This window comes from Brevundimonas sp. UBA4553, from assembly GCF_002387245.1.
Lineage (GTDB): Bacteria > Pseudomonadota > Alphaproteobacteria > Caulobacterales > Caulobacteraceae > Brevundimonas.
On record NZ_DGLD01000019.1, the window covers coordinates 320,851 to 344,902 of the forward strand.

Here is a 24,052-nt window from a genome sequence, read left to right on the forward strand (position 1 = left end):
AACCGGGAAACCGGACGCTGGGCAGGGAGAGACCCAGGCTATGCTGAAGCTTCAGAACGGAATTCTCGAACTGGTCGCTCGAGGCGAGCCCCTCGGCCGCACCTTGCACGCCCTATGCGCCCGGGTGGAAGCGCGTCTTCCGGGCGTGCTCTGCTCCATTGTCGCGGTGGACGCGGGCGGACGGCTCCGCCCGCTCGCTGCGCCAGGACTGCCGGCCTCGTTCGGCGCGGAGATAGACGGCGTTCAGGTGGGGCCGGACGTGGGGGCCTGCGGGACGGCTATTCATTCAGGCGAGCCCGTCGAATGCCCGGATATCCGGACTGATCCCCGCTGGGATCGTTTCGCTGAGATCCCCCTCGGCCTGGGCCTGAAGGCGTGCTGGTCCGTACCTGTCCATGGCAAGTCCGATGAAGTGCTCGGAGCCTTCGCCCTTTATTTCCGCGAGGCGAGACGACACACCCCGCACGAGGCCGAAGTCGTGGAGGCGTCGATTCATCTCTGCGCGATCGCCGTGGAGCGCGCCCGGCAGGCCAGCGACCAGTACCGGCTCGCCTATATCGACATGCTGACCGAGCTTCCCAACCGGGCGGCGTTCAACCTGCCGTTCGGGGCGCGAGAAGAAGCGCCGCCGACGGCCAGCGCCGTCCTGGTCATCGACCTCGACAATCTGAAGACCGTCAACGACACCTTTGGTCACCGCGCCGGGGACTGCCTGCTGAAAGCGGCGGCGGCGGCGATCGAAAAAGGGGCGTCTCCCCACACGGCCTATCGCCTCGGCGGCGATGAATTCGCCGTGGTCATTCGCGACGACGGAGAGGAGGCCGCCGCCGCGACAATGGAGAAGCGGGCGAAAGCCATTCTTAAGGCGCTCGCCCATCCGATCGCCTGCGATGGTCACAGGATCATTCCGCGCGCCACCATTGGCGGAGCGAGCCAGGATGGCGGGACGAGCGTCGAACTCCTGCGGCAGAACGCCGACTTCGCCCTCTACCACGCCAAGGAGACGCGGCGCGGCGGTTTCGTGGCCTATTCGGCCGGTCTGGGCACGACCATGACACGGCGCCTCACCGCCATCCGCGAGGTGGCGGAAGCCCTTCAGGAAGATCGGATCGACGCCCATTACCAGCCGATCGTCCGCGTGGACACCGGCGAGATCGTCGGGCTGGAAGCGCTGTTTCGGGTGGTCCTGCCGTCGGGAGAAACCCAGGCCGCAGGCGACTATATGGAAGCGGTTTCGGATCCGCATACGGCCACGCTTCTGACGCGGCGCATGCTGGACATCGTCGCGCGGGACATCCGGTCCTGGCTCGATCTGGGAATCTGGTTCCAGCATGTCGGGATCAACGCCTCGTCGGCGGATTTCCAGGGCGGGCGGCTGATGTCGACCATCCGGAAGGCGTTCGACCGGGAAGACGTGCCGCTCGAACACGTCATCCTTGAAGTCACCGAGTCCGTCTACATGGGGCGATCCGGAGAGATCGCGCGGGAAATCCAGTCGCTGCGGGAGAACGGCCTGCGGGTGGCGCTCGACGATTTCGGCACGGGCTTCGCCTCCCTGACACACCTCCTGTCGCTCCCCGTCGACATCATCAAGATCGACAAGTCCTTCATCGCCCGCATGGAGCCGGAGAGCCGCAGCGCGGCCATCGTCGAAGGCCTGGTGTCAATCGCTTCCAAACTCGGCATCCGGGTGGTCGCTGAGGGGGTCGAAACCCAGGAACAGGCCGCCCTGCTTGAGCGCTTCGGATGCGCCTTGGGCCAAGGCTTCCTCTACGCCAAGCCGGCGGACCGGCAGACCGTGACGCGACTGCTCTTCGAGCGGGCCCAAAGGCGCGACCCCGAGATCGTCCAGGCTTCCTCCGCCGGAACGCGGTCGCAGGTCGGCGCCCGGTCGGCGAAGGAAACCCTGATACGCTATGCGGTCCTCCGCTGCGGCCGCGAATGGCGGGTCGTGTCGGAACGCCGCCAGCTGGGACATTTCGGCAGCCGCAGCGCAGCGTTACAGTGCGCCCTGCGTCTGGCGCGCGAGGCCAACGCCTCGGGCGCGCCGGTCGAGCTCCTCTACACGGAGACGGGCGGCGAACTGCGCGCGCTCCTCTTGTCGGAAGTCGAAATCACCGAGGCGGCCCTCGACCTGCGCGCGCGCTGGACCGAGATATCCGGCCCAGCTGACGAGACCTGCTCCGAGAGGGCCGGCGGCGTCAGGAGCGGTCCGTCCCTACGGGCCTTGACGGATTGAGACGTCTGTGGCCGGACAGGATGCGAGAGACGGGCTCACCGGGGTCGTCATTGGCGGGGTCCTTGGCGCGCCGCGAAACGATGACCCTGGACCCGCCGTGCTGGAGCTTCCGCCTTGGCCGGCGAGGTGGCGGGCGGTTCACGGCCTTGGGGCTATTGGCTCAAATGGAGGTGGTGTCGGTTGCTTGATCGACAACTAAAGGTAGGCGTTGCGGCCTGGAGGGCGTTGGGTGGGGTTTAAGGGTGGCGCGCCTCGCTTCGAGCAGGAGCCGCGGACGTGGGCTCGCGATGCCAGGCCGGCGGCGACGCTTAGAGCCCAGGGCGACTGTGCGGATCGAATCCGCGCCGGCGATTGGGGTCGAACCTCAATAGGTTCGATGGACGGGTGGGACCCGGCTTTTGTCGCCGCCCTGGATCTCCTGCTGGGCTCCCGCTTCCCCATCTTCATCACCTGGGGCCAGGATGATCAGATTTTTTTCAACGACGCCTACGCCCCGATCGTGGAGCTGAAGGGCGACTGTCTTGGCCGGCCTTTCCGCGAGGTCTTCAGGGAGGCGTGGTCGACCGTTTCCCCGCCCTTCATCCGGGCCCTGGCCGGTTACGCCAGCTTCAGCGAGGATTTCGAAGTTCCGCTGGTTCGAGGCGGGGGCCTCGCTCGATCGTGGTGGTCCTTCTCCTACTCGCCCGCGAGAGACACGGCCGGCGCCGTGCGCGGGGTTCTGGGCGTCGTTTATGAAACCACGGGCCGCCTCCTGGCTGAGCGGGCCCTGCGCTCGAGCGAGGCGGCCCTCAGGTCCGTGACGGACACCGCCCCGGGCCTGCTCTGGCGGTGCGCGCCCGACGGGTCGCTGGCGTGGATGAACCAGACGCTCCAGATCTACCTCGATCTATCTCTCCCGACGCAGGTCCGCCTTCAGGACCGCATCCACCCCGAGGATCTCGACCGGGCCGAGTCGACAAGGGCCGAGGCGGAGTCAGGGCCTCAGGCCTTTTCGGGCCAGTTCCGGCTCCGGGACGCCGACGGGGGGTTCCGCTGGTTCTTCATCAGGGCGCAACAGGTCTGGGCCGGGGACGGCCGCCTTGTCGGCTGGTGCGGGTCGGCCGTGGACATTCACGACTGGCGGCTCGCCGCTACGGCCGGGCCCGATGGGCAGGACCTTCTGAAGGAGGTGGCGGAGGCGAGCGCCAGCCTTCTCTGGACCATCGACCTTGGAACGGGAACCATCACGGGCCTCAACCCGGAGTTCCGGTCGGCCTGGGCCCTGCCGCCCTCCGGAGAGACCTGTCCGCTGGAGACCTGGCTGGCCCAGCTGGTGGACGAGGATCGGGCGAAGGTCGCGAGCACCCTGGATCATGTCTCGCGAGGCGACGCCGCCCAGGGCCGTTTCCGGGTCAGGACCGAGGGCGGACTTCGGACCTTCCACGCGACCGCCTTCCCGATCGCGAGCCAGGACGGGGTGATCCGCCGGATCGGGGGTCTGCTGGTGGACGTCACCCAGAGTATCGAGGCGCGCGCCTATGTCGTTCACGACGACCCGTCCGCGCAGAACCGGTTGGTCCACGCCTTCAGCCAGGCCGGCTTCAAGGCGCGGGGCTTCGATGGCGTCGAGGCCTTCGCCCGTCTCGCCGACGACCTCGAGCCGGGCGTGGTCGTCCTGGCCTCCGAGGCCGACTTCGACCGGGTCTATCGGGCCGCCGCCTTGCTGGCGCGCACCGGCAAAAGGCTGCCCTGGCTCGTCACGGCGCGACTTGGCGATCGTTTGGATACTGTGGTCCAGCTCATGAAACTGGGAGCGGCCGATGTTCTTCCCTATCACGCCGCCCTGTCAGCCCTGGTTTCCGCAGCCCGAGCCGTGAAGGTCTCGCCGGCGCGCAGCGCCGAACCGGGCTCCGGTCAGCCACGCCTGACTCTGTCGGACCTGTCGCGGCGGGAGCTGGAAGTCTTCGAGGGCCTCAGGGCTGGAGGCACGAACAAGTCGATCGCGCGCGCCTTGTCGCTCAGCCCCAGAACGGTCGAGACCTACCGCGCCCAATTGATGGAACGGCTTGGTGTCCGTAACCTGGCGGAGCTTCTCCAGCTGGCCCAGAAGATGGATCGCTGAGCGATACGCGGTTAGGGCCACGGTCCCGACGGGTCCTTTGAGAACGGCGACGCTGGGATCGGGTCGCCGCTCCCCATCTTCTGGGCGAAGGAGAGGATGTCATGGCTTCCGGCTGGGCGCATGAAGGCGCCGTACTCGATCAGATCAACGACACCATCGTCGACGGGGTGCTCAGCGCGCGCTCGCGCCTGCCGAGGGGAGAAGGCGCTGTGGAATGCGTCGAATGCGTCGAATGCGGCGAAGATATTCCTCTGGCGCGGCGAAAGGCCATGCCCGGCGTCACCACCTGCGTCAGCTGTCAGTCCAGCCGCGACCGTCGGATCGTCCACTCCGGAATCAATCGTCGCGGCAGCAAGGACAGCCAGCTTCGTTAGCGGTCGGCGGCGAGGCTGAACGTCCAACGCCCCTGACCGGCCCCGTTCTGCAGGATGGCGCGCATCGTGAACGGCTGCGCTGGACCGCTCCTGGTCGCGAGGTGAACCGGCGAGTCGGGCCAGGAAGGCGGTGACGGCGAAACGGAACGCTCCCGGAGGCTCGGCCTTGCGTCTCCCGGACGAGCGCGCGTCCGGGCCGGTTTCGCACTCGCGACACGGCTTCCGGCTGTGGCGGCGTCTCCCTGAGCCTGGGAAGGCTGTGACCCGACCGTCCAGGCCTCGACTTGGTCCTGTTCTGCTCTGGGCCGGTCTGACGGGATCGCCGGAGCGTTTGAAGCGTCTTTTCCACTGGCGGGCGGAACGCCTTCCGCGACCTCGGGCTTTCAGACTCGTTGCGGGCAGGCGGGCAAAGGACGGTGTAGGCGGTTTTCGTTCATCGCCGCGTGAGCGCCCGGTCAGGACAGAAGAGGAACCGAGCATGAAGTTCTACGAAATTGTCGTCGCCGACGCCGAGGGCGCAGAGCGAAAGCTGCGGGTGCCTTCGCCGACAGACGTCCAGGCGGCGGACGCCGCCGCCCCGCTGCTGAAGGCCGGAGACTCCATCCTGTCCATTCGGGAATCGCCCGATGACGGGCTTCAGGCGGCGGACGGGCCGCCGCCCAAGACACAGGCGGAGGAATTGGCGCCCACGACCCCCGGCATGGCGGCCAGACGCGATCGATTGTGACGACTTTTCCCGTCAGGCGGGCGGCCAGGAGCGCTCTTGAGGGGCGTCGGCTCAGCAGGGCGGGCGACCCTGCTGCGGGCGCGATCCCGGCTCTACCGGCCAGAAACCTCTGACAGGCGGGCGGAACCTTCCAGCCTCGGCCGACGCTGCATCGACATGGAAATGTTCGGGCCCTTTCTTCTGGCTGTCCTTGGCGCGATCCCGGCGGCCTTGGGATTGCGCGCTCTCAGCTCAGCGCTCAAGCGCTTCGGACGAAGCTGGCGTCCCCTATGAACCTGCTCCTTCTTGTGCTGGGCGTCGTGTTCGCCGCGGTCGCCGTGGCCGCAATCCGGTGGGATCGTCGCCAGAACAAGGGGCGGCGCAAATGACGGCGGTGACCCTGGTCGGCCGGCCGTTCCGTTAAGGGGTCCGGAAGCGGGCGGGCCGGCGGCCGCGATACGCCGGTCGCCGCCGGCGGGCTGTTTCGTGCGCCACGACCTGTCAGGGGTGCGCCGCTCTCATCAGGAAGGGCGGCACTCCGTCGGACGGCTAGAGGCGTCAGGGAAGAGGACGACGGCGCAGGTCAAGGTCCGGTGCATGGATCCGTTCGTCGAAAGGGGCCAGGCCGGGGGGCAGGCGGGTCGGTTTCCGGACACAGCGGTGTCGCAGGCGTGGGTTCGGGAGCAGAAGGGCGGCCCCGACGTTCACCCCCATATCTCAGGAGATGACGCATGAACATGGGTGAGCCGACGATCAGGGACGAGGAGGACAGGCTGCTTCCGGGCAAACTGGGCGAAATCGAAGCCCTGCTTCAGTCGGCGCGGGGCGCTGGCCCGGCGGTGGGGGAGCGGGCCGTGCTGGAGCAGATCTCACGCATCATATCCCGCGCCGACGGAGGGCAGACCTACCAGAAGCCCCTGGGGTGAGGCGCTTCACCCCCGGACGGGTCTTGACGGTGAGCCGCAGGGGCGCGGCGTTACTCGCCGTCCGCCCGCGTCAGGCCGCGGTGTCTTGCAGCGGACGCGCGGGCCAGGCTGACCGCCGTTCGGCGCCCGGCGACGAGGAGAGGCGGGGCTTGGGAATCTCACCTTTTACGCCGTCAAGGCAGCATGAAGCGCTTCGCAGCCCGGCGAGGTCGAGGATCTGCACCCTCCCGCGGCCGAACCTGACAAGACCCAGAGCCTGGAGACGCCCCGCGGCCGCGTTTATGCTGGTGCGTTGCACGCCGAGCATGGCGCCGAAATCGCCCTGCGTCAGGTGAAGCGGCGCGCCGTTGCCGCCGCAGTGCAACCGGACCAGCCATTTTGCGAGGCGTTCCTGCACGAGATGGGAGGCGTTGCACGCCGCCTCCGCGGCGATCTCGTTGAAACGTCCTGAGGATTGGCGCGCGACAAGGCGCGTCAGCCACTCGCGCCCGAGACCCCCAACGACCTGGCTGGCCGGCACGCGGCACAGAGTGGTGTCGATCAGGGCTCTGACCCCTGGAGGATGGTTGTCAGGCGCGAAGGCTTGATCCCATCCATGGACAGACCCGGCGACGACCGTGGCGACGCAGACGCCGTCGCTGTTGGGAAAGAGACCCAAAACGCCTGAGAGGATGAATGATAGAGACCCGCTTTCCGGCAGAATGCGCCCGGTCGGAAGCGTTTCGAGAAGGCTGTGGGTCTGGGCCGTCGACTGCACGTCCGGCGGCAGGGCCTGGAAGACAGGGTGATCGCAAATATCAAGGGCGACGCGAGAAGCGCCCGCGCTGGCGTTGATAAGGTTTATCCTGGTTTGCATGTCGACTCCTGACCTCACACTGGCGTGTCGGGGCCGCGCCGCACCTACATGGGTTAGTATTTTTGAAGACAAGAACAGACGGAATGCTTTTGTCTGGGCCAGCGAGATCGGCTGTCGGGGCTTATGACCGGCATTGCGCATAGGGAACGCCGGCTTCCATCCAGGTTTTTCAGCGGGAAGGGAGGTCCCATGACCCGTTACACCATCTGCTACAGCGCCCGAGGCACGGGCGTGCTCAGGACAGAATCCGTCATCGTGGACGAGGCGCAGCAAGCGCTCGCCCAGGTGAAACGTCGGCTGTGCGGCAGCCGGACCTTCGACCTGGCCAAGGTCTTCGAGGACGGCGAACTGCGCTTCAATGTGTCCGCCGAGGTGAAGGGCGGCGACCCCGAAGCCGTGAAGGGCTGAGGCTGTCGGCGCGCGGACCCTTTTGAGCAGAAGGGGGCGGGGAGAAGCGCGCGGCGGCTTGAGACGCTCGCAACTTCAGTTCGTCCAGGGGATTGAGCCATCATGCAAAACCAGATCGTCATTGTCGGCGGCGGCGCCGGAGGGCTGGAGCTCGCCGCCATGCTGGGGCGCCGTCTCGGTCCCCGGGAGGGACCGCGAAAGGTGCTGCTCGTCGATCGGGCGGTGTTTCACCTCTGGAAGCCGTCGCTCCATGAGGTCGCGGCCGGTTCTCTCGACGCGCGGCAGGAGGGCCTCTCCTATCTGATGCTGGCCCGACGCAATCATTTCCGGTTTTTACTGGGCGAAGTCGAAGCGCTCGAGCCGGGTGCGCGACGCCTGCGTCTGGTCGAGACGCGAGACGCGGACGGCTCGCTTCTGATCGGCGCCCGGGTGGTCGACTTCGACCGTCTGGTCCTGGCCACCGGCGCCGGAAGCCATCTCTTCGGCACCCCGGGCGCTGCCGAACACGCCTGGTTGCTCGAGAATGTCGCGGACGCGGAAGCCTTCCATCGCCGTCTGGCGGCCCTGTTCCTCTCTTCGGCCTATGACGGCCGTCGTCGGCTGAAGGTCGCAATTGTCGGGGCGGGGGCGACCGGGGTGGAGTTGTCCACTGAGCTCATTGAAGGCCACGCCGCCCTGTCGTCGGCGCTCGATCCGGCCGAACGCTTTGATCTGGAAGTGACGATCGCCGAGGCCGGTCCCAGGATACTTGGGGGCCTGCCCGACGCGGTCGCCGACAAGGCCGCGCGGGCGCTTCAGGCCCGCGGCGTCCGTCTGGCCGTCAATGCGAAAGTCACGCGGGTGCGGCCGGACGGCCTGGACACCAGCCTGGGCGATATCCCTGCCGATCTGATTGTCTGGGCGGCTGGCGTGAAGGCGGGAGACGAGAACACGACCTTCGGTCTCGCGACGGGCCGCCTGAACCAGTTCCTCGTCAACGACCGGCTGCAAACCTCCGCAGAGGGCGTCTACGCCATGGGCGATTGCGCCGAGGCGCCCGGACCCGATGGGCGGCCAGTGCCCGCCAGGGCCCAGGCCGCATCGCAGCAGGCGCTTTACCTCGCCAAGGCCCTGACCCGATCTGGCGACCCCGGGCCCTACCGCTATCGGGATCGGGGGTCCCTCATATCGCTCGGCGCCGGACACGGGCTGGGATCCCTGATGGGGGGCCTGGCCGGACCGAACTTCCTGATCGAAGGCCTCCTGGCGCGCTGGGCCTACATAAGTCTGCATCTGGCGCACCACCGCATCGTCGTGGGATCGCGCAGGACCGTGCTGCTCGCACTGAGCCGGCTGTTCCAGCGCCGCGCCTCGGGACGCCTGAAGCTGCACTGACGCCGCCGAGCCGCGCGGCAGCGACGCATGACCTTCGGTCGGCGGCCGCCGCCCGAATGCTGAAGGCTTGAGAAGGGGATCCGCACCTGGTCCGCCTGAGCATCCTGGAGCGATCAGCCGCACGGCCGTCATGAGAACGCCCCGGGGACCTGCGGTCCCCAGGGCGGCCTGCTCAGGCGCGGATCCCGGGAGCCGCCGTGGCGCCGGCGGCGGCGAAGGTCCTGCTCAACCGTCGGAACGTGGCCAGGGCCTGACCGGTGACCTGGTCCATGTTGTAGTAGCGGTAGGTGGCCAACCGTCCGACGAAGCTGACGTCAGGACGCGCCAGGGCGAGCGCTTCATACTGTTTGAAGAGCGCCTGGTTCTCGGGCCGGGGCACCGGATAATAGGGGTCGCCCTCGTCGCAGGGGTACTCGTAGCTGACGCTGGTGCGGGGATGGCTCTGACCTGTCAGGTGCTTGTACTCGGTCACGCGGGTGTAGGGCACGGCCTCGTCAGGATAGTTGACCACGGCGGCCGGCTGGAACGTCGCCTGGTCGAACGTCTCGTGCCGGAACGCCAGCGACCGATAGGGGAGGGGCCCGTACCTGTGGTCGAAGAACTCGTCGATCGGTCCGGTGAACACCAGGTGATCATACAGCACTTCCGCCTGGACATCCCTGAAGTCGACGCCGGTCTCCACCCGGATATTCGGGTGATCGAGCATGTTCTCGAACATGCGCGTGTATCCGTGCAGGGGCATGGCCTGGAAGGCGTCGGTGAAATACCGGTCGTCGGTGCTGGTGCGCGTCGGGACGCGAGCGGTGACGGAGCGATCGAGCTGTGAGGGATCCAGGCCCCACTGCTTGCGGGTATAGCCTCGGAAGAAGGTTTCGTAGAGTTCCCGCCCGATCGCGGAAACCACGACGTCTTCCGATGTCGCCACCTTGTCGACGGGCTCGGCCCGCGAGCTGAGATAGGCTTCTGCCTGCTCGTCCGAGCGCAGATCCAGCCCGTAGAGCAAATTCAGCGTGGTGCGGTTGATGGGCATGGGCACAAGCTGATCGCCTACGCGCGCGAGGACACGGTGCTCATAGGGCCGCCAGGGGGTGAAGCGCGAGAGATAGTCGAACACCTCGGCCGAGTTCGTATGGAAGATATGAGGGCCGTAGCGGTGAACCAGGACGCCTGCCGCATCATGCTCGTCGAAGGCGTTGCCGCCCACGTGGGGACGGCGATCGACGACGAGCACCCGCCGTCCGCTCGCGGCCAGACGTTCGGCGAGGACGGCGCCCGCGAAACCGGCGCCTGCGACCAGGACGTCATAGTGCGACGCGCGCGCCGAAGGGCGGATGGAGGGCGAGGCTGTAGACGGCGTAAGGTCCGTCTGCGCAACGCCTGGGCGGGCGCCGCCTTCGGGGACGTCGCCTATGGCGGCCGCATGATCGACCATGACCGCCATCCGCGCCTGTGTCTGGTCCCAGGACAGGTTGCGCAAGGCCGCGTCGGCCTCGGCGAGCCAGTCGTCGGCCGTCTTCTGCGACAGCGCGGCGTCGCAGGCGGCGATGAAGGCTTCGGCGCCGGCTGCGATGTGAACGCCCGCCAGCTCCCCATAGTGCCTGACGACGTCGGTCACAGGGGTTGAGACCACCGGGCGACCTCCCGCCAGATACTCGGGCGTCTTTGTGGGACTGATGAAGCGCGTCGATTCATCGATCGCAAAGGGCATCAGGGCGACATCCCATCCCCCGAGGAAGGCCGGCAGCTCGGCGTACGACTGCTGGCCCAGGTAGTGGATGTTGGGGCGGCGCGGCAGATCCTTCTCGTCAATCTTGACGACCGGACCGACAAAGACGAGCGACCAGTCGGGGCGGGCGTCGGCGACTGCGGCGATGAGGGCCAGGTCCATCCGCTCGTCAATGACGCCGTAGAATCCCAGGCGGGGACCGGGAAGCCCAGCCTGCGCCGGGTGGTCCGCCGCCGCGCTACGCGCCCTGGCGAAATGACCGGCGTCCACGCTGGAAGGGAAGGGGTGGATGTTGGCGTGACGGTTCCGCTTGGCTTCGAACAGGCTGTATCCGCCCGTGAAGACGACGTCCGCAGCGTTCATCAGTTCGGCTTCAAGGGTCCTGAGTTCGGGCGGGGCGAACCGGAAGGCCGAAAGCTCGTCCATGCAATCGAATACAACGGCCGCCGCCTCGATGTGGCGCGCAGCCGGCAACATCATCGGGGTGTAGTACCAGAGGACCGGCCGGCTCACCGCCTGTTCCTCCAGCAGGCCGTCCAGAAGCTGGCGCACGACGGCGTCGCGGCACGCCCCTTCGATGCCGTGCGGCAGGCGCGGCGTCGCCACCAGCACCCCCGTGTCCGGGCAGGCGCGGACGTCAAGCGCGACGGGAGCGCCAGGCTCTGAAGGCAGGGGCTCTTCAAAGAAGACGACCGGCCGGGTCCGGGCGAACCGGGCCATCAGATGCTGTGGGCGCTGGAAGACGAAGTCCCACCGGAGATGGGAAAGGCAGACAACGGGATCGCGCCGCGCGTGCGGGAGATCGAGAACGTCGGCGATGGCGGCGGGAGATTGGGTCATGGCGGCTTTCATCAAGGGAACCTTGATGAAATCCTGCGGGCGTCTGCGGTATCCCTGTGTCGGGTCTCGGGCACAGGCTCGCCGTAAAGCCGACGGTCGATCAGGAGATCCAGAGCGCGCGCCGTAGGCGTCTCGGACGCCGTAAACCGCCAGGCCTGGCCCTCATCGTCCGCCTCGGCCATCAGGCGCAGTCCCCGTCTTTCGCACTCCAGGACGAGCTCCGGATGAAGGTCGGGACTGAGTATGACCTGAGCCGCGGCCGGATCCGCCGCGCAACCGGATGCGCGCTGGAGATCCCCTGGCGGGTAAAGGAGGCGCTGGGTTTGTCGCCACCAACCTGACTGAGCGGCGAGCGCCATGTCGGTGGCCCCGTCGAGGGCGAGGTGACGCACCAGGGCGGCCAGGGCGGTGGGGCGAGGGGAGCCTTCGGAGAGATCGAAGACGCCCGTTTCATATCGACCGTCCGCGCGGGTCAGAAGACTGTCCCAGTCGAAGCTGCCCAGAAGGCTCCATGCGGTCACGGCCTCGACCCTGGCGCCCGCGCGGCGGGCGTCAAGCGCCGCCGACCAGCACTCGTGGAGCCAGCGTAGCTGTTCCTCCCGCGTGCAGCCCAGATGGCATTCGGTGACGATGAGCGGCCGTTGATAACGGCGCCAGAGCGTATCGAGATGCTCTCGCCATCCGGCGGGCGCAGGGTCCAGCGCCCGGACCGCCTCCACGTCCGCATAGGCGATACGACCGTTTCCGCCGTGCAGCCTCGATGGGTAGAGCTCCAGGCGATGGTCCAGGAAGCGGTCGCTGGTGACATAGTGATTGAGGCCGATCACGGGATGGCAAGGATCGGCCGACAGGCCGTCGAGACGAGGGCCGAACCCCATGTGCGACAGGTGGGCGTACAGGCCATGCTGCGGGGTCACCCGCCCGCACAGAAGATCCCAGGTCATGAGGCGACGGCGGTTTTCGTGATCGGCCTGGTCCTGGCATGGGGGAGTGGCGAAGGTCCGCCCGAAGTCCTCCGTCTGGATAAGGCGAGCATCGGGAATGATCCGGCGGATCGCCCGCATGGCGCCGCGGACGGCGTCGATCTGGTTCAGGAGGGCGAGCCAGAAGGAGGGCTCGTCTCGACGGTGCGGATGCCAGAGCCCGTACAAGGCGCTGAACCTCGCGGTGGTGAGGGGCTCGTTCACCGGGGTCCAGTCCCGGATCCAGGGATAGCGCCTCGCCGCTTCGCCCGCGAAACGCGCCAGGCCTTCTGCGAAGCCCGGGTCCAGCAGGTCGGTCCAGGCGGGCCCCGAGCCGTGATGGACAAGACCGACCACGACGCCGAGCCCCAGCTCGCGGATCCGATGAAGACGCCGGTCCGCCCAGGACCAGTCGAACTTCCCTGGCGCAATCTCCGTTCGCTCCCAGAGCAGAGGATAGCGAAGCGTCTTCAGGCCCAGGGATGCGAAGCGGTCCAGATCGCCCTCGCGATCATCGTGTCCGGTGAGGCCGATCTGGTCGCGAAAAACATCGCCGACGCGGTTGAGCGAGCATTCAGGTCCCCCCCAGATCTCGAGGGGCGGCTGTTCAGGCGACATGGACGCGAGAGGCGGCGGGACCAAAGCGAGGGTCAAGACGCCAGGCCACAGCGGTTCTGACGATGTCCTCGATCCGGGTGAAGGCGGGCGTCCAGGCGAGACGCTGGCGCGCCAGGGTCGGATCAGCCACGAGAACGGCGGGGTCGCCTTCGCGGCGTGCAGCCCGCTCCCAGGGCACCGGGCGCCCGCACGCCTGCTCTACGGCGGCGATCACCTCCAGCACCGACAGCCCCTTTCCAAGGCCGAGGTTCATGGCCACGAAACCGGCCTCGCCGGTCGGCGCCGTCAACGCCGCCACATGGGCGCGGGCGAGGTCCGAGACGTGAATGAAATCGCGTATGCAGGCGCCGTCTCGCGTCGGGAAATCCAGTCCGAAGACCTTGAGGGGCGGACCCACGCCGAGGGCGGCCTCGATGGCGAGCGGGATGAGATGGCTCTCGGGGTGATGCGCCTCGCCGAGTTTCCCGTCCGGATCGGCGCCTGCGGCGTTGAAATACCGGAGAGCCACCCCCTCCACGCCATGGGCGCGGGCATGGGCGGCGATCAGACGCTCCGCCGCAAGCTTGCTGTCGCCGTAGGGATTGATGGGTTGCGCGGGGGCGCTCTCGTCCAGAAGCGCCGACTGCGCCTGCCCGTAGACCGCTGCAGTGGAGGAAAAGACGATCCGCCTTACGCCATTCGCGCGCATGGCGGCGAGGACCGAAGCCACGCCGTTGAGGTTGACGTCCCAGAAGACGCTCGGGTCGTTGACCGAGCGACCCACCTCGATGAGGCCCGCGAAGTGGATCACCCCCTCCACCCCATGCCGCCGCATGCAGGCGCTCAGCGCGCCGCCGTCGCGCACGTCGCCCGTCACCAGCGGTCCGTAGAGCACCGCCTCCCGATGGCCGTTGGACAGATCATCGAACACCACGGGCTCATGGCCGGCCGTCGCAAGCGCCTTGCAGGCGTGGGAGCCGATGTATCCCGCGCCTCCCGTCACCAGTATTCGTTTCATCCCGGTCTCCGTTCACCCGGAGGGAAGGGGCTTCGTCGACGAACGTTGCCTGAGTCCGGTCTACGACTTGCGGGCGGGCGGGCGACGCGACGGCGGCGGCGACCGTCCAGCGGCGGGCCGAGATGGAACCGAGCGGTCCTAGGTGCGGGTGGAGGCCGCCGTCGAACGGGTGTCGCGCCCGGCGTTCTGTCCGGCGCGGAAGATCTTGATCGGCGTCTTGTTCTCCATCCCGTCGGACCGCCCGTCCGTGCGGGCCGGCGCCGTCACCGTGGGATCGGACTGTTCTTCAGGATCGACGGATGGCTCTTCAGGGGGGCGGTTCATGTTTGTGCTCCGGCTCGAGATCTGCCTGATCAACAGGGCCGCCCGTGTGGAGTTCCGGTGGAGGCGCAGCGGGGGACGCGAGACTCCGCGATCTCGCGCGCCCAGGATCGAACCGATCCAGAGATGCAGGCCGGAACGGGCGTCATCGGGTTACAGGGTGAAGACGGCGCCCACCGCGGCGATCCGTTCGACAGCCGCATAGCCGGGTCGGCTCAAGCTCGACCCGAAGACGTCGGGGTCGATCTCGTCGTAGTCGAGGCGGGCCCCGTGCCGGTCCGCCAGAGCCTGCGCGGCGAGGCGCACCAGATCCTCGCCTTCAACAATCGGGGCGCCGGTGTAGAGGATGAAGCGACCGCCGGGCGCAAGCCGATCCAGCGCGGTCCGCGTCCAGTCAAGGGCGACTTCCGCGCCATGCTGACCCCCGCCATCGCGGTAGAGCTTGCCGGCTCGGCCCTCGATGTAGGGCGGATTGGCTGCAATCAGATCCCAGGGTCCTCCGCGCTCCGGGAAGTCGCCTTTGCGCAGATCGAGCGAAAGACAGGCATGGCGCGCATTGACGCGCGCAAGGCGCAGGGCCGCAGGATTGATGTCCGTGGCGGTGACGCGAGCTTCCGGATCGAGGCCGGCGATCGCCAGTGCGCCGGCGCCGGCGCCGACGCCGATCTCAAGCGCGTTGCGCCAGTCATGGTCGGCGAGAGCCTGGCGCAGAAACCGGACGTACCTGTAGCTGTCCGGCCCCAGGAAGACGGCCTGATCCTCGCGCGATGAGGCGGAGTGGAGATGAAGCCGTCCGGCCAGGCGGCTGACGCGAAGCCGGGCCCGGTAGCCCTCGGCCTCAGCCGCCAGGGCGTCGGCGGCGCCGAGCCCCTTCAGGAGCCATGGGGGCGCTGTAGCAGCGTCGAATAGGCGGCCCCAACCGAGGATGTCTCTCAGGGCGTGGCGCTCGTTCGCCTTCCGGCGGCGGGAAACGAGCTTGTGGACGGCCGGGGTCGGGGAGACGAAGTCGTAGCCGGCCGCCTCGAGTCGCGAGAGGAGTTCGAGCAGGGCCTCGTCGGCCGGCGTCGGCCCGGTCGGGGTCACGCGGAGCGGCGCTCGGGCGTCGCGCCCCAGAGTTGGGTCCGGTAGGCGTCGAAGCAGCGCGCGCCGGCCATCAGGCGCATGACGGCACCCTCCGCCAGAGCCCGAATGCACTCCGGCCGATCCTGCGCCAGCGGACGCAGCACCTCCTCGTTCCAGGCTTCGGAGTGAGCGATGTCCAGGGTGGCGTGAAGGGCGAAGTATTTCCGCTCGGTCCCCACGCCAAGCCGTTTGAGGCCTTGGGCGACATGGGCCGCTCTCCAGGGGGCGGTGAGTTCGACCGCGCCCAGGGCTCCCAGAGCATGATAGGCGTATCGTCGCTGCGTTGAAAAGGCGACCAGGGTGTTGCCCAGGGCGAGCGAAGGCCAGACCGTGTCGTCGATCCGGGGATGCAGGTCGAGGGCCGAAGCGAGACGGTCCAGCATGGGACCGTGCATGCCGGCCGCGGAGCCGCGGCCCATCTCGTCCCAGTAGTTGCGCGCAAGCTCCAGCTTGGGCCGGGGGGGCATCTTGACCTGGGCCATCGCCACCAGATCCTCGAAGCCGGCTTCGCCAGCGACCTCCTGGAGGAGGAACCAGCGCATCTCCTCCATCGAGGCCGTCTCGGCCAGCCAGGGGAAAAGCGGGTCCGCCTCTCCCGGGCCCTGGCCCTTGAGCCCTTCGAACCAGGCGACGAAAGCGTCGGCGTCGGCCGGAAGGTCGGCCAGCCAGGGCGCGGCCTCGGCCCGGGCGCGCTCGATAAAGCCGCCCTCGACCTGCATCATCTCTGCGTCGTGGCGGAGATCGTCGCGCCATCCTGCGTCCGGCGTGGCCGGGGCCATGCGCCGATGGTTCCAATGCGCCAGCCGCCGGTGAAAGCCTGCCGGGTCCGACAGTTCGGTGGCGGGGAGCGAGGCGGGACCCTGTAGCGGCATGGAAGGCTCCTGTGACATGGGACTGCCATACGCCTTGGCCCGCGCGCCGGTTCCCGCAGGGTCGCAGGCCTGAGAAAAACCGCGTCTTCAAGTCGGGTTCCAGACAGTGGAACTGCGTCCCGGGCATTCGGTTCTTCCATTCCCTCAGGGAGGAACCGAGTGGAACACGCTGGATTTTGCTGGACGATCACCAAGGTCGAGGAGACTTGGAACTGGGCTGTTTCGGCCCCCGACGACAGGACGGCTCTGGTGGCCGGCCGCGCCCCTTCGCGCGCCGTGGCCGCGGCCATGGTGGTGCGCGCCCTAGTGCGCGGCATGACCGAAGAAGCGCCCCGCGAGCTGGCGGCATGAGCGTGGCTCCCATGGTCGAGGACCGGCCCCCGGAAGTTCTTGAACGCAGCCTTTATCGCGGACCCCATCTTTACAGCGCCCGGCCCATGGTCCGGATTCGTCTGGACCTGGGTAGGCTGGAGCTGTGGCCGACGGATCGGCTCGGCGCCTTCTCGACGCGCCTGTTGCAGGCGCTTCCCGGGCTTGACCGGCACGGCTGCTGCTATGGTGAGCCAGGGGGATTTGTCCGTCGACTGCGCGACGGGACCTGGTTCGGCCATGTCGTCGAGCACGTCGCGCTTGAACTGCAGACCCGCGCAGGGACCCCGGTCACACGGGGCAAGACGCGGTCGGTCCGGGGGCGGCCGGGGGTCTACGACATCCTTTTCACCTATCGTGACGAGACGACCGCGCTCCTAGCCGGTCGGCTGGCCCTGCAGATCTGCGACGCTCTCCTGCCGCCCGCCCTTGGCGGGGTCCGCGGACTGGAAAGGATTTGCGCGGACAACCTTGATCCTCGTCTGGTCGAAGCCGTGCTCGCCGACAAGGCCGTGGAGATCCTCTGGGACGCCGTCCGCCGGACCGCCTTCGGACCGTCGACCCAGGCTCTTGTCGACGCCGCGCGGCGGAAAGGAGTCCCCGTCGAGCGCCTCAACACCCAGAGTTTGTTGAGGCTGGGCTGGGGGTCGCGTCAGCGCCGCCTGCGCGCCAGCGTGACGGACCGCACGGGCCTGATTGCGGCCGAACTGGCGGGCGACAAGGCCCAGGCCAAGGCCATGCTCGAATCCGTCGGCTGCCCGACCGCACGGGGAGAGGTGGTTCGGACCGCAGACGAAGCCGCGGCCGCCGCCCGCCGCCTCGGCGGCCGGGTCGTGGTCAAGCCGCTCGACGGAAATCATGGACGCGGCGTGACGACGGGTCTGGACACCCCCGAGGCTGTGAGGAAGGCCTTTGACCTGGCCGCGCCCCACGGCCGGAAGGTCATTGTCGAGCAGGAGCTTCCCGGACGGGATTATCGAGTGCTCGTGGTGGACGGCAGGGTCGTCGCCGTCGCCGAGCGCCGCCCGCCTTGCATAGAGGGAGACGGACGCCGATCCGTCGCCGAACTCGTCGTCGAGGTCAACTCCGACCCGCGCCGGGGCGTCGGGCATGAAAACAGCCTGACCCTTGTCCGCCTGGACAAGGAAACTTTGGCCGTCCTGGCCGACCAGAAACTCGAGCCGGAGAGCGTGCCTGAGGCCGGAAGGCAGGTCCTGCTCCGGACCGCCGCCAATCTGTCGTCAGGGGGAACGGCCATCGATCGGACCGACGACATTCATCCCGCCAACGCCGCCATCGCCCGTCGCGCCGCCCTGGTCCTGGGCCTCGACGTCGCCGGCGTCGACCTGCTCGCGCCGGACATCCGGCGATCGGTGCGCGATACCGGCGGAGGCGTGGTCGAGGTCAACGCCGCGCCGGGGCTGCGCATGCACCTTGCGCCGTCGGAAGGGGAGGCGAGGGACGTGGCCAGGCCGATCATCGACATGCTCTTTCCGCGAGGCGCCCGGTCGCGGATACCGGTCGTCGCGGTGACCGGAACCAATGGAAAGTCCACGGTGGGTCGGATGATCGCTCACGTGCTGCGGGCGGAGGGACGCGCCGTGGGACTGACCAATACGAGCGGCGTCTATGTGGACGGGGAGCGGATTCGCGCTGGAGACGCCAGTGGCCCCCGAAGCGCCCGCATGGTCCTCAATGATCCGACCGTCGATGTCGCCGTGCTGGAATGCGCGCGCGGAGGAATCCTGCGCGAAGGACTGGCCTTCGATCGCTGCGACGTCGGTTGCGTCCTCAATGTCCAGCCGGACCATCTGGGGCTCAAGGGGGTGGACACGCTCGAGGACCTCGCCCGGGTCAAGTCGGTCGTGGCGGAGTCCGTGTCCCGCCGCGGGCTGAGCGTTCTCAACGCCGACGATCCCTTGACCCTGCGCATGGCCAGGCACGCCGGCGGAAGGGTCTGCTGGTTCTCCATGCGAGGCGGTGCGGAAGCGCCGGGCTTCCTGCTCAAGCACGTCGCCGAGGGCGGGGCCGCGGTCCTGTTCAATGCGCAGAACGGGATTTTGGAGCTCCATGACCGTGGCGAACGCCATAGGGTGGCCGAGGCGGCCGACCTGCCCTCCACTCTTGGCGGGGCGGCGGCCTTCAATGTAGCCAACGCGCTCGCCGCGGCCGCCGCCTGCTACGGCGTGGGCGTTCCGGCGGATCGTATAGGGCGGGCCCTGGCCAGCTTCACCTCGAGCTACGAACAGAACCCCGGTCGCCTCAATATCAACGACCAGCACGGTTTCCGGGTCATCATGGATTACGCCCACAATCCGGATGGTCTGCGCGCCCTTGGAAATCTGGTGGCCGCCACCCGGCCCGCCGGAGGCAAGGTCATCGCCATGATCAGCATTCCCGGGGACCGGCGCACGCAGGAAATCGCCGCCATGGGGGAGATCAGCGCGGAATTCTTCGACGAAGTGGTCTTCCGCGAGACGCCCGACAACCGGGGACGATCTCCCGGCGAGGTCATTCGCCTCCTGGCCGAGGGCGCGCTCCGGACCGGCGCAGACGCCTCACGCTTCCGCGGCGTCCAGAAGGAGGAGGACGCTGTGGCCGCCTGCCTCGAGGCGGCGCGACCCGGAGATCTCGTCGTCCTGACGCCCACGCGCATCGAAGCGGTGTGGGAGCAGATCCTCGCCTTCCGCCCGCGCCCAGTCTCGGTCGCGCTCGGGCTTGACGCGCCCGGCGTGATCCTGGAGCCGCCCCATGGTTGAAGGACCTCTCGTCATCATTGGCGGGCATGAGGACAAGACCGGCGACCGCGTCATCCTGAGAGAGGTGGCGCGCCGCCTCGGAGGCGGCAAGCTGGTGGTCGCCACCGTCGCCTCTCATGAACCCGAAGGCTATTTCGACAGCTATCGCCAGGGCTTCGAAGGGCTCGGGGTCGGGGAGCTTGTGGAGCTCTACGTGGAGGACCGCGCCGAGAGCCAGGACGAAGCACGTCTGGCGCTGTTCGACGGCGCTGCGGGCGTCTTCTTCAGCGGCGGCGACCAGTTGCGGCTCTCGAGCCAGATCGGCGACACGCCGATCGAGCGGCGCATCCGCGACCTTCACGCCCGCGGCGGCGTGATCGCTGGCACCTCGGCCGGGGCGTCGGTGATGAGTGAAACCATGCTGGTCAAAGGACCCAGCGCGGAATCCTATCGCATAGGCGAGGTGCATATGGCGCCCGGGCTCGGCCTCCTGCCCAACGTCATCATCGACCAGCACTTCGCGGAAAGGGGCCGTTTTGGCCGGCTGCTCGGCGCCGTGGCCCACAACCCGCGGCTGATGGGGCTGGGGATCGACGAGAACACGGCGGTCGTGGTGGAGCAGGGCGGGCTGCAGGTCATCGGAGACGGCGCCGTCTATGTCGTCGACGGCGAGGAGGCGACCCATACCAACATCTCCGAGGGAAGGGCGGAGGACGCCCTGTCCATGTTCGACGTACGGCTCCACGTCCTGTCGCAGGACGACCGTTTCAACCTCGACCGTCGCCGGCCCGAGCGCGCCGGTTCCCGAGGAGCGTCGGCGTCGATAGATCCTCAGTGACCTGAACCCGACACGTCGGTCCCTTGGCGGGCTGGGGGGTTAACCCTTCAGACCGACCACAGGAAGGAAGCCGACGTGACCAACGCAGACGACATCTGGCGCGATGTCTTCGTAACCGGCCTCAAGAACGCCCACGCGGTGGAAAACCAGGCCCTGGCTCTCATGGATCGCCAGATCGATCGCGCCAAGAACTTCACCGAGGTGGCCGACCGGCTGAAAGCGCATCGCCTCGAGACCGAAGGACAGATTGTCCGCCTGGAGACCCTGCTGTCCGGGTTCGACGAGAAGCCCTCCGGTCTCAAGGACGCCGCTCTCTCGCTCGGCGGAAACCTGGCGGCTTTGGGGCACAGTTTCGCCGAGGATGAGATCCTCAAGAACGCCCTGGCCAACTACGCCTTCGAGAACTTCGAAGCCGCCTCTTACCGGGCCCTGATTCTTCTCGCGGAAAGCGGAGGCTACGCGGAGGCCTATGATCCCCTCAGGGCGACGCTTGAGGAAGAAGTGCGCATGGCGCGCTGGGTCGACGAGAGCCTCCCCATGCTGGTCGAGAAGCACCTCGAATTGAGGCGCGCGGGCCAAGACGCCAGCCGCTGAGCCCCTCGGCGCTGCAGATCGGCGCCGCCCCCATCATACCAGTAGAGAGATATTGCTGTCATGTTCATGCACAACAAGAAGCTGATGTACACGGTCCGGGTCGCCGAGCCCAACCCCGGTCTCGCCACCCTGATGCTCGAACAGTTCGGCGGGCCTCAAGGCGAGCTGGCTGCAGCCATGCGCTACTTCACGCAGGGTCTGGCGGACGAGGATGTCGGGCGCCGGGACCTCCTGATGGATATCGCCACTGAGGAACTCAGCCACCTCGAAATCATCGGTTCCATTGTCGCCATGCTCAACAGGGGCGCCAAGGGCAAGCTGGCCGAGGCCGCCGAGGAGGAAGCCGATCTCTACGCGAGCATGACCTCGGGAGGGGAGAGCCATACGACCTCCATACTTTACGGAGGGGGGACCGCCCTGATCAACTCGGCCGGGGTGCCGTGGACGGCGGCTTATATCGATTCCATCGGCGATCCGGCCTGCGATCTCCGGTCCAACATCGCCGCCGAATCCCGCGCCAAGATCGTCTACGAGCGGTTGATCAACGTGACGGACGACCCGGGCGTCAAGGACGCCCTGACCTTTCTCATGACCCGCGAGGTGGCCCACCAGAAGTCTTTCGAAAAGGCCCTCTACGCGATCCCGGCCAACTTCCCGCCAGGCAAGCTTCCCGGTCATCCGGAGTTCGCGGACAAATACTACAACATGTCCCAGGGGGACGGCGACGCCAGCGGCTCCTGGAACGCCGGTGAGCAGTGGGACAGCGTCGACGATCGGGAGGCCCAGGCGGCGGTCGACGGCGGGGATGGCGATGCTACGGTCAAACTGTCGGCGGCGGAGAGAAAGCCGGTTGAGGCCTTTGCGGCCCGCACACGATCCGATCCGGCGGCCAACCCCGTCACCGGGGCCGATCTCGGCGCCGGCCCGGGCGCCGGCAGGACCACGCCGCTGGAGCCGGAAGGTTGAGGCGCGAAATAGGAGACGGGGCGGCGCCGGACAGCGCGGCTCGCCCGACACCGTCCTCAACCGTCACAGGAGCCAGACCATGATCGACGATCGTCTTCCGGACAGCCCGTCCTGCCGACCGATCGCCGTGGTGACCGGAGCCTCGTCAGGGATAGGCTATGAGTTGGCCCGTCTTCTGGCTGAAGACGGACATGACCTCATTCTCGCGGCCGACACAGATCTAGAAGAGGCGATAGAGGGTCTGGAAGCCTTGGGGGGACGCGTTGAGGGCCTGCACGCCGATCTTGCGACAGAGGCGGGAACGGCGGCGCTCTGGGCGCTGGTCGGCGACCGACCTATCGATGTCCTTGCGGCCAACGCCGGACACGGTTTGGGCCGTGGATTCCTCGACCAGGGCATGAGCGACATCCTTCATGTTGTCGACACAAACGTGACCGGCACGCTGCGGATCGCGCACCTCGCAGGACGACGGATGAGGGAGAGAGGCCAGGGACGGATACTCTTCACCGGCTCCATCGCCGGGCTCATGCCTGGCAGCTTTCAGGCGGTCTACAATGCAAGCAAGGCCTTCGTGGACAGCTTCTCGTTCGCCCTGCGCAATGAGCTCAAGCACAGCGGCGTCACGGTCACCGTGCTGATGCCGGGGCCTACCGAAACAAACTTCTTTCGACGGGCAGGCCTGCTCGACACGAAGGTCGGGCAGGATGAACAGAAGATGGATCCCGCTGAAGTCGCTCGCCAGGGTTATGAGGCGCTCAAGCGCGGCGATGGCGATGTGGTCGCGGGTCTGGGCAACAAGGTCCAGGCGGCCATGGCGGCTGTCACGCCCCAGACCGTGCTCGCCGAACAGCATCGCAAGATGGCGGAGCCCGGCTCCGGCGACTGAGCCGTCCTTTTAAGTCCGTCGTCGCAGTGCGGCGGCGGTCTGGCGGTCTCGACCGTTCCGCCTCTTCCGCAAGGAGGTCCTCGGGAGCGAGTCCGACTTCGCCACGGGAACAGACGTCTTGAGGGCTCGGACCTCGGTTCGCTCGCTCCGCCAATCCTGGAAGGAGTCGTACCAAGGCTGGAGTAAGCGAGGGAGACGAATGCGCCTTTCGCCGCTTGCCGTGCTCCAGGCCGTCTGCAGCCGCGGCTCGTGCGCTTTGGGTCCAGTGGGCGATGAAGGACGTCAGAAGGAGCGCCGCAAGGGCGATCCCCGGAGAACGCGAGTAGACGGTCCGGGAGAAAGCGCCCCCCCAGGAGAGCGGGGGCTCCGGGCGTCATGGCTTGGGCGTCGAGATCAGCCTCGCGGGGCGGCGCCCAGGGTCGCGGGATTCAGCGGAGCTCCTCTGGATGAGAAAGGTCGTCAGGACGATATAGGCCGCCCTTTGCAGAATTCGCTCTCCCTGTTCTCGAATACCGTCGCCAGGAAGGCGGGACTGCCGAGATAGTCGAGAAGCGCTCCCCCGGCTCGACCGTGGCGGAGGGCGTCCGCCGTCTCCACCCGCCATCCTGTCAGGGCATGACCGAGGATGCTGACTGTGAAGAGTAAGAAGGGTAGGAGAAGAACGAGCGTGAGGCTGTTGTCGCGCAAGGCTCTCATGTGGGCCTCCTGTTCCTTCCCGCAAAACGCCGCCCAGGCTCATGGTTCCTGGCGCCGGAACGTTGGAGAGGCTCCCTGTGTCGGGTTGAGATCTTGGGAAACGGATCGCGGCCAAGAGGATTGCGCTGTCTCATCGAAAGGACACAGCTCATGAACGCCCAGGAATCCGGAGCCATCGCGCTCGCCTCGATCGCCCTGCAACTGACCTTGCTCGACACCCTGGTTGAAAAGGGGCTGCTGGCGCCGGACGAGGTCCAGGATCTTCTGCTGAAGGCCGACGCCAAGGTCGGTGAGAGCCCGACCATGAACGTGACGAAGGGTTTTCTCGCCGACCTCCGTCGCGACCTGCAGCTCTAGGGTCGCGAACAGCCCCGCCATGACTCGAAAGGGGGCGGCGCGGCGTGCTTCGTCGAACAGGAGCTTATGCCGAGCGCCACGCTTGTCTTGGTGATCAGGCGGATCGAGCCGATGGCCAAGTCTCCATGCGCGCCGCCCGGCGGCGCCGACACCCGGAGGCGCCCCG

Annotated in this window: 22 protein-coding genes; 14 read left to right on the forward strand and 8 right to left on the reverse strand. The window is 67.6% G+C overall.

Annotation, left to right across the window (positions count from 1 at the left end):
- The first annotated feature begins 40 nt into the window (after positions 1-40).
- The 5 genes from B4A39_RS13995 to B4A39_RS14015 all read left to right on the forward strand — a co-directional run bounded on the left by B4A39_RS13995 (position 41) and on the right by B4A39_RS14015 (position 6,346).
- Entirely contained in the window at positions 41-2,239 is a 2,199-nt protein-coding gene (locus B4A39_RS13995) for a putative bifunctional diguanylate cyclase/phosphodiesterase (RefSeq protein WP_292037141.1), read from the forward strand.
- 376 nt (positions 2,240-2,615) lie between these two features.
- Positions 2,616-4,340 (forward strand): PAS domain-containing protein, encoded by a 1,725-nt coding sequence (locus B4A39_RS14000; protein WP_292037142.1) that lies wholly within the window; start codon positions 2,616-2,618, stop codon positions 4,338-4,340.
- A 101-nt stretch (positions 4,341-4,441) separates the two neighbouring features.
- Positions 4,442-4,714, forward strand: a complete 273-nt coding sequence (locus B4A39_RS14005) for a DksA/TraR family C4-type zinc finger protein (protein WP_292037144.1) — start codon at positions 4,442-4,444, stop codon at positions 4,712-4,714.
- 478 nt (positions 4,715-5,192) lie between these two features.
- The gene (locus B4A39_RS14010; protein WP_292037145.1) at positions 5,193-5,441 is read left to right on the forward strand and encodes a hypothetical protein; all 249 of its coding nucleotides are present in this window, start codon (positions 5,193-5,195) and stop codon (positions 5,439-5,441) included.
- Between the two features lie 710 nt (positions 5,442-6,151).
- On the forward strand, positions 6,152-6,346 hold the full coding sequence (locus tag B4A39_RS14015) for a hypothetical protein (RefSeq protein ID WP_292037146.1): 195 nt from the start codon (positions 6,152-6,154) through the stop codon (positions 6,344-6,346).
- Between the two features lie 70 nt (positions 6,347-6,416).
- Here the strand turns inward: B4A39_RS14015 and B4A39_RS14020 are convergent, their stop codons facing one another.
- Positions 6,417-7,202 carry a Crp/Fnr family transcriptional regulator gene (locus B4A39_RS14020; RefSeq protein WP_292037148.1) on the reverse strand — a complete coding sequence of 262 codons (786 nt, stop codon included), beginning with the start codon at positions 7,200-7,202 and terminating at the stop codon, positions 6,417-6,419.
- 189 nt (positions 7,203-7,391) lie between these two features.
- On the opposite strand from B4A39_RS14020, the gene B4A39_RS14025 reads away from it, so the two are divergent.
- Together B4A39_RS14025 and B4A39_RS14030 are read left to right on the forward strand one after the other, a co-directional pair.
- Positions 7,392-7,610 (forward strand): hypothetical protein, encoded by a 219-nt coding sequence (locus B4A39_RS14025; protein ID WP_292037149.1) that lies wholly within the window; start codon positions 7,392-7,394, stop codon positions 7,608-7,610.
- A gap of 102 nt (positions 7,611-7,712) precedes the next feature.
- Positions 7,713-8,984, forward strand: a complete 1,272-nt coding sequence (locus B4A39_RS14030; RefSeq protein WP_292037151.1) for an NAD(P)/FAD-dependent oxidoreductase — start codon at positions 7,713-7,715, stop codon at positions 8,982-8,984.
- 172 nt (positions 8,985-9,156) lie between these two features.
- Here the strand turns inward: B4A39_RS14030 and glf are convergent, their stop codons facing one another.
- The 6 genes from glf to B4A39_RS14060 form a co-directional block, all read right to left on the reverse strand.
- A complete protein-coding gene (glf, locus tag B4A39_RS14035; RefSeq protein WP_292037152.1) occupies positions 9,157-11,550 on the reverse strand; it encodes a UDP-galactopyranose mutase in 2,394 nt (797 codons plus the stop codon).
- Positions 11,551-11,561: 11 nt separating this feature from the next.
- Positions 11,562-13,130, reverse strand: coding sequence for a hypothetical protein (locus tag B4A39_RS14040; protein WP_292037153.1), 1,569 nt, complete (start codon positions 13,128-13,130; stop codon positions 11,562-11,564).
- Positions 13,120-14,127 (reverse strand): UDP-glucose 4-epimerase GalE, encoded by a 1,008-nt coding sequence (gene galE, locus B4A39_RS14045; protein WP_292037154.1) that lies wholly within the window; start codon positions 14,125-14,127, stop codon positions 13,120-13,122. The genes B4A39_RS14040 and galE overlap by 11 nt, the downstream gene beginning before the upstream one ends.
- Positions 14,128-14,265: 138 nt before the next feature.
- The gene (locus B4A39_RS14050) at positions 14,266-14,451 is read right to left on the reverse strand and encodes a hypothetical protein (RefSeq protein ID WP_292037155.1); all 186 of its coding nucleotides are present in this window, start codon (positions 14,449-14,451) and stop codon (positions 14,266-14,268) included.
- A 150-nt stretch (positions 14,452-14,601) separates the two neighbouring features.
- A complete protein-coding gene (locus tag B4A39_RS14055; RefSeq protein WP_292037156.1) occupies positions 14,602-15,531 on the reverse strand; it encodes a methyltransferase in 930 nt (309 codons plus the stop codon).
- Positions 15,528-16,442, reverse strand: coding sequence for an iron-containing redox enzyme family protein (locus tag B4A39_RS14060; protein WP_292037158.1), 915 nt, complete (start codon positions 16,440-16,442; stop codon positions 15,528-15,530). The genes B4A39_RS14055 and B4A39_RS14060 overlap by 4 nt, the downstream gene beginning before the upstream one ends.
- A 159-nt stretch (positions 16,443-16,601) precedes the next feature.
- On the opposite strand from B4A39_RS14060, the gene B4A39_RS14065 reads away from it, so the two are divergent.
- The 6 genes from B4A39_RS14065 (at position 16,602) to B4A39_RS14090 (ending at position 22,833) form a co-directional block, all read left to right on the forward strand.
- Positions 16,602-16,793, forward strand: coding sequence for a hypothetical protein (locus tag B4A39_RS14065; protein ID WP_292037159.1), 192 nt, complete (start codon positions 16,602-16,604; stop codon positions 16,791-16,793).
- On the forward strand, positions 16,790-19,570 hold the full coding sequence (cphA, locus tag B4A39_RS14070; RefSeq protein ID WP_292037161.1) for a cyanophycin synthetase: 2,781 nt from the start codon (positions 16,790-16,792) through the stop codon (positions 19,568-19,570). The genes B4A39_RS14065 and cphA overlap by 4 nt, the downstream gene beginning before the upstream one ends.
- A complete protein-coding gene (locus B4A39_RS14075) occupies positions 19,563-20,387 on the forward strand; it encodes a cyanophycinase (RefSeq protein ID WP_292037163.1) in 825 nt (274 codons plus the stop codon). The genes cphA and B4A39_RS14075 overlap by 8 nt, the downstream gene beginning before the upstream one ends.
- Positions 20,388-20,462: 75 nt before the next feature.
- Entirely contained in the window at positions 20,463-20,981 is a 519-nt protein-coding gene (locus B4A39_RS14080) for a ferritin-like domain-containing protein (RefSeq protein WP_292037165.1), read from the forward strand.
- 60 nt (positions 20,982-21,041) lie between these two features.
- A complete protein-coding gene (locus tag B4A39_RS14085) occupies positions 21,042-21,947 on the forward strand; it encodes a manganese catalase family protein (RefSeq protein ID WP_292037166.1) in 906 nt (301 codons plus the stop codon).
- A 79-nt stretch (positions 21,948-22,026) separates the two neighbouring features.
- Complete coding sequence (locus tag B4A39_RS14090; protein WP_292037167.1) at positions 22,027-22,833, forward strand: SDR family NAD(P)-dependent oxidoreductase; 807 nt, start codon at positions 22,027-22,029, stop codon at positions 22,831-22,833.
- A 459-nt stretch (positions 22,834-23,292) separates the two neighbouring features.
- Here the strand turns inward: B4A39_RS14090 and B4A39_RS16480 are convergent, their stop codons facing one another.
- Positions 23,293-23,529, reverse strand: a complete 237-nt coding sequence (locus B4A39_RS16480) for a DUF6766 family protein (RefSeq protein WP_409449552.1) — start codon at positions 23,527-23,529, stop codon at positions 23,293-23,295.
- 150 nt (positions 23,530-23,679) lie between these two features.
- Here B4A39_RS16480 and B4A39_RS14095 point away from each other — a divergent pair, with 150 nt between their 5' ends.
- Entirely contained in the window at positions 23,680-23,886 is a 207-nt protein-coding gene (locus B4A39_RS14095; protein ID WP_292037168.1) for a hypothetical protein, read from the forward strand.
- Positions 23,887-24,052: the final 166 nt, after the last annotated feature.

Bases quoted from the DNA above. Each gene is read 5' to 3' on its own strand.
- B4A39_RS14020 (WP_292037148.1), bottom strand. From the start codon at position 7,202: ATGCAAACCAGGATAAACCTTATCAACGCCAGCGCGGGCGCTTCTCGC.
- B4A39_RS14025 (WP_292037149.1), top strand. From the start codon at position 7,392: ATGACCCGTTACACCATCTGCTACAGCGCCCGAGGCACGGGCGTGCTC.
- B4A39_RS16480 (WP_409449552.1), bottom strand. From the start codon at position 23,529: ATGAGAGCCTTGCGCGACAACAGCCTCACGCTCGTTCTTCTCCTACCC.
- B4A39_RS14010 (WP_292037145.1), top strand. From the start codon at position 5,193: ATGAAGTTCTACGAAATTGTCGTCGCCGACGCCGAGGGCGCAGAGCGA.
- galE (WP_292037154.1), bottom strand. From the start codon at position 14,127: ATGAAACGAATACTGGTGACGGGAGGCGCGGGATACATCGGCTCCCAC.
- B4A39_RS14085 (WP_292037166.1), top strand. From the start codon at position 21,042: ATGTTCATGCACAACAAGAAGCTGATGTACACGGTCCGGGTCGCCGAG.
- B4A39_RS14095 (WP_292037168.1), top strand. From the start codon at position 23,680: ATGAACGCCCAGGAATCCGGAGCCATCGCGCTCGCCTCGATCGCCCTG.
- B4A39_RS14060 (WP_292037158.1), bottom strand. From the start codon at position 16,442: ATGCCGCTACAGGGTCCCGCCTCGCTCCCCGCCACCGAACTGTCGGAC.
- cphA (WP_292037161.1), top strand. From the start codon at position 16,790: ATGAGCGTGGCTCCCATGGTCGAGGACCGGCCCCCGGAAGTTCTTGAA.
- B4A39_RS14015 (WP_292037146.1), top strand. From the start codon at position 6,152: ATGAACATGGGTGAGCCGACGATCAGGGACGAGGAGGACAGGCTGCTT.
- B4A39_RS14030 (WP_292037151.1), top strand. From the start codon at position 7,713: ATGCAAAACCAGATCGTCATTGTCGGCGGCGGCGCCGGAGGGCTGGAG.
- B4A39_RS14005 (WP_292037144.1), top strand. From the start codon at position 4,442: ATGGCTTCCGGCTGGGCGCATGAAGGCGCCGTACTCGATCAGATCAAC.
- B4A39_RS14050 (WP_292037155.1), bottom strand. From the start codon at position 14,451: ATGAACCGCCCCCCTGAAGAGCCATCCGTCGATCCTGAAGAACAGTCC.
- B4A39_RS14040 (WP_292037153.1), bottom strand. From the start codon at position 13,130: ATGTCGCCTGAACAGCCGCCCCTCGAGATCTGGGGGGGACCTGAATGC.
- B4A39_RS14090 (WP_292037167.1), top strand. From the start codon at position 22,027: ATGATCGACGATCGTCTTCCGGACAGCCCGTCCTGCCGACCGATCGCC.
- B4A39_RS13995 (WP_292037141.1), top strand. From the start codon at position 41: ATGCTGAAGCTTCAGAACGGAATTCTCGAACTGGTCGCTCGAGGCGAG.
- B4A39_RS14000 (WP_292037142.1), top strand. From the start codon at position 2,616: ATGGACGGGTGGGACCCGGCTTTTGTCGCCGCCCTGGATCTCCTGCTG.
- glf (WP_292037152.1), bottom strand. From the start codon at position 11,550: ATGACCCAATCTCCCGCCGCCATCGCCGACGTTCTCGATCTCCCGCAC.
- B4A39_RS14075 (WP_292037163.1), top strand. From the start codon at position 19,563: ATGGTTGAAGGACCTCTCGTCATCATTGGCGGGCATGAGGACAAGACC.